Source organism: Paenibacillus naphthalenovorans, from assembly GCF_900099895.1.
GTDB classification, from domain to species: Bacteria; Bacillota; Bacilli; order Paenibacillales; family NBRC-103111; genus Paenibacillus_G; species Paenibacillus_G naphthalenovorans.
This window is the reverse complement of record NZ_FNDY01000064.1, coordinates 1-7,070: the sequence shown is the minus strand read 5'-3', so window position 1 is coordinate 7,070 and position 7,070 is coordinate 1. Positions and strand designations below refer to the sequence as shown.

General features: G+C 47.2%; 9 protein-coding genes and 1 pseudogene. 1 reads left to right on the top strand and 9 read right to left on the bottom strand.

Features of this window, described 5'->3' with window-relative positions; all coding sequences use genetic code 11:
- Positions 1–176: 176 nt before the first annotated feature.
- From BLT35_RS25785 to BLT35_RS25745, 9 genes and pseudogenes are all read right to left on the bottom strand, one after another.
- The gene (locus tag BLT35_RS25785; RefSeq protein WP_054817673.1) at positions 177–746 is read right to left on the bottom strand and encodes a DUF6470 family protein; all 570 of its coding nucleotides are present in this window, start codon (positions 744–746) and stop codon (positions 177–179) included.
- 16 nt (positions 747–762) lie between these two features.
- Positions 763–1,659, bottom strand: coding sequence for a flagellar hook-associated protein FlgL (gene flgL / locus BLT35_RS25780; protein ID WP_062410141.1), 897 nt, complete (start codon positions 1,657–1,659; stop codon positions 763–765).
- A gap of 22 nt (positions 1,660–1,681) precedes the next feature.
- Complete coding sequence (flgK, locus tag BLT35_RS25775; RefSeq protein ID WP_054817674.1) at positions 1,682–3,232, bottom strand: flagellar hook-associated protein FlgK; 1,551 nt, start codon at positions 3,230–3,232, stop codon at positions 1,682–1,684.
- 17 nt (positions 3,233–3,249) lie between these two features.
- The gene (locus BLT35_RS25770) at positions 3,250–3,753 is read right to left on the bottom strand and encodes a flagellar protein FlgN (protein ID WP_062410142.1); all 504 of its coding nucleotides are present in this window, start codon (positions 3,751–3,753) and stop codon (positions 3,250–3,252) included.
- Between the two features lie 15 nt (positions 3,754–3,768).
- The gene (flgM, locus tag BLT35_RS25765) at positions 3,769–4,062 is read right to left on the bottom strand and encodes a flagellar biosynthesis anti-sigma factor FlgM (RefSeq protein ID WP_254777679.1); all 294 of its coding nucleotides are present in this window, start codon (positions 4,060–4,062) and stop codon (positions 3,769–3,771) included.
- 68 nt (positions 4,063–4,130) lie between these two features.
- Positions 4,131–4,562, bottom strand: coding sequence for a hypothetical protein (locus tag BLT35_RS25760; RefSeq protein WP_054817675.1), 432 nt, complete (start codon positions 4,560–4,562; stop codon positions 4,131–4,133).
- 103 nt (positions 4,563–4,665) lie between these two features.
- Positions 4,666–5,433: a ComFC family protein gene (locus BLT35_RS25755; protein ID WP_254777678.1), complete on the bottom strand. Its 768-nt coding sequence runs from the start codon at positions 5,431–5,433 to the stop codon at positions 4,666–4,668.
- A gap of 13 nt (positions 5,434–5,446) precedes the next feature.
- Positions 5,447–6,139: pseudogene (locus tag BLT35_RS25750) on the bottom strand (helicase-related protein); the annotation flags it as partial.
- A gap of 34 nt (positions 6,140–6,173) precedes the next feature.
- Positions 6,174–6,443: a YolD-like family protein gene (locus BLT35_RS25745; RefSeq protein ID WP_074730202.1), complete on the bottom strand. Its 270-nt coding sequence runs from the start codon at positions 6,441–6,443 to the stop codon at positions 6,174–6,176.
- Positions 6,444–6,801: 358 nt separating this feature from the next.
- Between BLT35_RS25745 and BLT35_RS25740 the strand changes: the two genes are divergently transcribed.
- Positions 6,802–7,017: a type II toxin-antitoxin system HicA family toxin gene (locus BLT35_RS25740; RefSeq protein ID WP_074730041.1), complete on the top strand. Its 216-nt coding sequence runs from the start codon at positions 6,802–6,804 to the stop codon at positions 7,015–7,017.
- The last annotated feature ends 53 nt before the right edge of the window (positions 7,018–7,070 follow it).

Below are 7,070 nucleotides of genomic sequence, written 5' to 3'. Positions count from 1 at the left end.
TCTCTCCACCAGTTGCCCGTCAGCTACGAGGCGACTTGGCTCTTACCTCGGCCGGACTTGCACCGGCTAGTTGTGCCTAGCTTGGCTAGGCGCGCATGGAAATAAGAAAAGCTCCTGCCGGAGCTTTGCGAAAAATATATCAATAACTACAGACTTTTTAACCTGTAGTTTCTTGCCTATATTTTCAGATCAATTTGCGGAGGTGTAATTTCTACCTTTGGATATTGCAGCATGTAGATGTCCAGCTTTCCTCGAGAAACGTTCAGCTCCGGCCGGTTCACCTGTACATTAACTTCTACAAGGCCATCAGTCACTTCGATCCTCGGTTTGTTTGCAGTATAGTGAATATCCACATTATCATACGCCGCCGGCCCCACAAAATTAAACTCAAAACGTTCGAAAAAAAGCTGCTGCGCATTATCGGCTATAGGATTCCCACCTGCTGCGATGTTGCCGAGACGGTTGCCTTGCTCTACGATTCTCGCGATCCCTTGCAGCGCTACATTCTTGGCCTCCGAATAAATCCGGTTCATCGTCTCAAGATGGCCTCCTCTGTTCAGCGCATCCCATGCCTTGCTCTGGTCGATTTGCAGATCTCCGCGCGGAGATTCAATTTGCAGCTTCGGCGGTACCCGCTTCATCTCGTAGGTCGCCTTCGGCTGCTTTTGTTCGAGCGTTGCGTGGTCAGCATCAATACCCAGCTGCGCAAACTGTTGATGAATGGAGATGGAGGGGAAAGAGACCATCTTCTATACCGACCTCCTAGCGTAAAAAGTCGACTAAGCTAGGTTGAATAATTTTGGCTCCCGCCGAAAGAGCAGCCTGATATACATTCTCACCCATTTTTAAGTTTGTAATCACCTCAGCCATATCCGCATCCTCTGTTTTGGACTGCAGGCTTTGTAAATTGGTGCTCATATCGACCAATCTTCCTTGAATGAGTTCAATCCGGTTCATTCTGGCTCCGACCTCTGAACGCATCTCAAGAATCTTGTTCATTCTTGTATCAATTTTGTCAATAGCATTACTAACCCCGGCGTGATTATTATTGGCAAGATCGGTGATCATATCGTTCAAAATGAGGAACACATTATCGGGATCCGTAGGTAGACCAAAAGCATCAGCCCCGGTAATATTAACAGGCAGCTTAATGCCAGGTCCCATTTCAAATTGCAAAAGCCCGTAATCCGTCGTTTCTGTCGCTGCCCCTGCTTCGGTATAGGGCTTAATATCAGTGAGTTGACCATTAAACACATATTTCCCCTTAAACTTGCTGTTCCCGATATCGACCATCTGCTTATACATTTCTTCGATTTCGGTTTTCATGGCTTCCATAGCTGTATCCGGATTGGTAGCATTGGCGCCTTTAACAGCCAATTCCCTTACACGCTGCAGCACATCTCCGGCTTGTCCCAGCATCGTGTCCGTAAAATCCAGGGTCGAAGCGCCTGCGTCCACATTTCTTTGAAATTGATCGGTTGCCGAAAGCTCACTCCGATATCTTAATGAAAATGTGATTCCCACGGGGTCATCGGATGGAGCATTGATCTTGCGAGCGGTGGACAACTGATTCTCCAAATGACTCAATCGGCCCAGATTCGTAGAAACGTTCCTCAGCAATTGCGAACTGATCATGCCTTGCGTTACTCTTAACGGCATTATTCCCCCTCCTTTTCATCTATTATCTGCCAACGACACCCATGCCGTTAATTACTTTGTCTAACGTTTCATCAAAAGTGGTCATCGCTCTGGCCGCGGCGTTGTATGCATGCTGAAACTTAATCATGTTGGACATTTCTTCATCCAACGATACGCCGCTCACCGATTGTCTTCTGGATTCCACTTGATCTACAAGAATTTTCTGGTTGGTCGCTTGACGTTGGGCCTCTTTGGTTTGTACGCCAACCTGACCGACAACCGAACGAAAATAATCGTCTACTGTTGCCATAGATGCATTGGCTCCTGTTCCAAAACTAAACTTGGCATCCCTCACCTGAGACAACAAAAGAGCCGCCGTATTGTTTCCGATCACGACTTTTTCATTCGCTCCCGTGCCTATTGTACGCATAGAAGTGGCAATAAGATTGGGGTTATCGACGATCGCCGAATTCACCTTAAATGTCGCAGCCGTTACCGGTTGTCCGGAGTTTTCATCAAAGAAAGGCACCCCGAAAGATGGATTTCCCAGATTATATCCGAGCTTGTGCAAACCGTTAAAGCCGTTCACTTCGACGGTCAGATCGCTGGTCAATGTCCTGTTACTGCCTGAATAGGTGACCCCGTTCAACACGGTCCCCTCGGGCAAAACCGAGTCCTTAGGAATCGTTACGGTGATTTTCCCATTCACCAAAGTATTCGCAATCGTATCCAGCTCCGATATATAGCTTGCCACATATTGATCTCTCGAAACAATCATGCCATATACTTCACCGCCGTTAAGGTCACCGGAGGCAAACGCCTGATTTAAGATATCGCTTGTCATCACAGACGGGGTACCGCCTGCAACAATGGCTGTATTTCCCATCGTGATGGTGTAACCTTGATCCGTATCCACTACTTGGATATTCACAATTTTAGACAACTCATCGGTCAACAAATCCCTTTGGTCTCTAAGATCGTTAGCGTTATCACCTATTCCCTCTACGCGCTGAATTTCTTTATTCAGGTTAGATATAGTAGAAGCAATCGTGTTAATTTGGCTTACTTTTACATTAATGTTCTCTGTCAGATCAGCGCTCAAGTCGTTTAATTGCTTGCTTGTGGCATTAAAGGCATCCGCAAGAGCCAATGCATTCTCGCGGACAATCTTTCGTCCATCCGTGTTTTCCGGATCTTTGCTGAGATCGGACCACGCTTTCCAAAAGTTATCAATCACTGTTCGAATACCGGTATCCGAAGGTTCGTTAATGATTTTTTCAAGCTTCTCTAATGTATCTTGTCGGACGGACCAACTGCCAAAGGATTTATTTTCATTTCTGAATTGATTGTCCAAAAAATTTTCACGAATTCTCGTGATGGAGCCGAATTCAACCCCTGTGCCTAATTGACCGGGAACATTCGATCGTGTCATGCCTACGGCTTCAATTGGTCTTGATGCATTCATATTCACAACCTGCCTAGAGTAACCTGCAGTGTTGGCATTGGCTATGTTGTGTCCTGTCGTCTGTAAAGCAGCCTGCTGCGTAAACAATGAGCGTTTCGCAGTCTCCAGTCCATGGAAAGTTGATCTCATAGGAATACACTCCCGTTCTATGCCTTCGTATCAAACAACCGATTCGGCTTCATACTTGAACTCAATTGCTGGTGCGGGTTATGATAAATCACTTCATCATCAGATGAACCGGCAAGCAGGTCAAGAGAGTAATTAATATATTTTAAAGAATGCTCGGTAAGCTGTTGATTGAACTGATTCAGCTCCCGCAGCTTGCGGATGGTTGCCAAGAGCTGCTTTTGCTCATCCATCAGCTGCTTTTTTTCGTCCATATTAAAAATAATCTTCGTCAAGTCGCTGACGGTCACCCGGGGATTAGGCTTATACCCTTTCTCCATGAGAAAGGCTCCGGTTGCTTCCAGACGCTGCTGGTCCAATTCCCCGATCCGCTTCAACAGCTTGTTTTCTTTGTTCACAATTTGCATCAATTGTTCCACTTCGTTATGGATAATTACATGCTTCTTCCGCTCTGCAAGATCCAACAAGGTGTTATGAACATCATTCAGCTCCGCCATCGTTTGCAACAGGGCTTCCAAAGACATGGCTCTCCACTCCAACTAGAATTTCAAAAAAGGAAATATTTTTTCAGCCAGCGTATGGGCATCGACATGATACGAACCCGCTTTCACCGACTTTTTCAATTCGTCAAGTCTTTCCCGATCTGCCGGTTTCGCCCCGGAACTTTCAAGCAGCTCCTTGGCTTCGGTAGAAATTTCCACATGATCTTTCATCTTGCTCTTTTTCCCGGATGCCGCCGCTTGTATATGTTCCTGGTTCTTCTTGTATTGGTTCACCGGACTAACCTGATTCGTCCCATTAATTTTCATCTTGTTCACCTCGACTGACAGCAATAGTAAGCCCACCGATTCCTGTATTACTACTTTTATCGGTGGGCTGTTTTTAAAAGTTTAGATGGAATTCATTTATTTTGTCGATCTTCAAGCCTGTCCCTAATTTTAAATGCAGCATTCCTTTGCTGCTGCTCCTCACGAATTTTCTTTCGTTCCTCATCTTCGTGAAGGTGATCAAAGTCCTTCACCAAGCGTGTTCGGCAGTTATCACATATATTGTTGCTGCGAATCGGCGCTCCGCAAATATCGCAGTCATAGGTCATATTGGGATTGTTTTTGATGGAAATACGGCCTTCACGGATAAACTTGACGATCTGTTTGATGTCTACGCCCGTTGCGTCACTAAGCTCTTGAATCGTGCATGTCCGGTTCTCCCGAAGGAATTGTAAACATTTTTCATATTCCGCTTCCAGACTCTTAATGCAGTTTGGACACATGCCGTAGTTATTCTTGACATAAACTTTACCACACCTACTGCAGTTTGCCACATTGAGACTCATGTTACCCCCCGCTCCTTTCGGCCCATATCTACGTTTAGTTTATCTCAAAGAATACGACAATGCACTCCTTTTTTTGACAAATGTGAGAATTTTCATGCCATTTTTACCTTGCCCAACTGACCCCATACACGTGAACCGGTAAAATAGTCCTGATCGTTCGGGCGCATTCGTTGAAGGTACTTCCGGTCGTATACACATCGTCCACAAGGTAAAGACGTACTCGCCCCTTCCGGCATGCCGAAGCAATAGGAGCGATTTGAGAAAGATCAGGTACAAACACCCCCGCCATATCGTCAAGCCGATCGGCTCTGGCTTTGAAGCTTTGCTTGTCGGTGTGGCGGGCTCTGGTCAGCAGAGAAATGACCGGTATACCGGTCAATCTCCCAAGCTCCCTGGCCATTTGCTCTGCTTGATTAAATCCCCGTTCGGCGTATCTTTGTGCGCTCAAAGGAACGTAAGTGATCCATTCGGCCGCATCGGACCGGGCTTTGCCCTTGTGATGCAAATGATAAGCGTGCAGCAGCATGGGGCCGAGTACCCTCGCAAGCGATTCTTTCCCCCGATACTTATAAAGGGCCAGCCATTCCTTCATATGTTCGTCATAACGAACAACACTGCGGTTTTGGGTAAAGTATGTAGATTTGCGCCGCGGACAGTCCGGGCATTCCACGTGCCGGCCGCACCGGTCACATCGTACGGCATGTATCCAGGGTATAAGTTCATAGCAGCGCCGGCAGACAGGTAGGCGTATTGTCCCGCTCCCTCTTCTTCCTCCACACACCAGGCAGGACGATAATCTGGGCGCAAGCAGCGTCTCCGTCCGGCTGATAATGCGGATGAGCCACTCGGTCACCTCACCGATCTTTAACAACCGCAGTCCCTCCTTAAGCATCAATATACCCTTTTTTGAGGGCAAGAACGTTCATATCCACGATTTGCTTCACAGCCTGGGATTGTGAGCGTGTCTTTTCTTTAGCGGCGAATACGACCAGCCCCTTGGGGTCTTGAGCGGACCTACCTGCCCTTCCGGCCATTTGGACGAGCGCAGCAGCATCAAAAACAGGCGAGTCCGCATCCAAAATAAACACATCCGACTTTGGTATCGTAACCCCCCGTTCCAAAATCGTCGTCGTTACCAGCATGCGAATCTTCGCGGCTCGAAAATCCGTTACTTTGCCTGCGCGGTCAGCATCCTTGGAGGACGTGCCCTGTATGTTCACATCAAGGAAAGCCCGGCGCAGCAGCTCCTTGAACGGCTCGACCATCGCAATGTTCGGCACGAATACGAAAATTTGAGCGCCACGATCGAGCGAAGCCTGCAGCTTTTGCTTTAGTTTTCCAGGCAGTATGCCCTGCCGAAGCGTTTGCCTCAAGCCCGGGCATCCCATTAGGAAAGGAACCGGAAGAGGATGCCGATGATACCTTGCGGCTACGCGGGCATGCGGCAGCGTGCCCTTCTTAACCGCCCGCTGCAGCTCTGCCGGCGGTGTCGCCGACAGCAGGATATACGCACCGCCCGGTGCGCAGACCTGCTCCGCGGCATACTGCAGCTGCGGGTTATTGTGGTAGGGGAATGCATATACGTTAATCAGTAAATAAAAACCCGGAGGATCAATACTCCGGGCTTCCCACTCTCATAATATCCAAAAACGGGACTTTCGTTGTCTCACCATACCTCTCCACATGGATCCGCCGCGTATCAGCGTCCATCTTCACGATTCGGCCGCGTACAGGCTCATCCATCCCCCATACGGTCAGGACAACCTCTTTCTTTTCCCGGTGAGCTTCGGTGAGCGCGTTTCCAATCTCCTCCAATTCAAATTCGTCGCGCGTTGGTCGTGTTGCTGCCGACTTTTTAAGTTTTAGTGCTGCGATTCCCATGTTATTTCCTCCTGTTCAAAATTGGAACATTTGTTCTGTATGAATATTTTATACGAACAAAATGCGAACAGGCAATACTAAAATATAAACGCACTCACTTTCAATGGATACGCATACATTATTAACGGATATTCATTTTCTCTTAGTCGGTGTTCCGTTTTTTGCGGCCCGGCTTTTTTGTTTTGCCCATTGCTCTTCCGTGGCTTGTCGAAACCTTCAATGAAATACGAGATTTTAACGAAACCCCATTCTATAAATAATTGATGATCTTATAAATATGCGCATTTTTACGCGCATTCAATTATTTACACGCATAATAACGCGTGTTATAATTAGATCAAGAGAGGAGGTAACGCGATTGGGGAAACAGGTTAAAGTAAGAGATGCTATTCGTGCCTTAAAGAAAGCAGGCTTCATAGAGTCCCCGAATCACGGTAACGGAACAAGTCACAGACGATATATACATAAAGACGATCCGAAACGATTCGCTGATATCAGCTACCACAGCGGCGGCGAAGTGATTCCCAAAGGAACACTAAAAAACATAGAACGCTCATCCGGGGTTACATTCTAACCCCGGCTTTCCCACAATCGCGTTACCTCAAAGAATATTGATCGAGGAGTGTT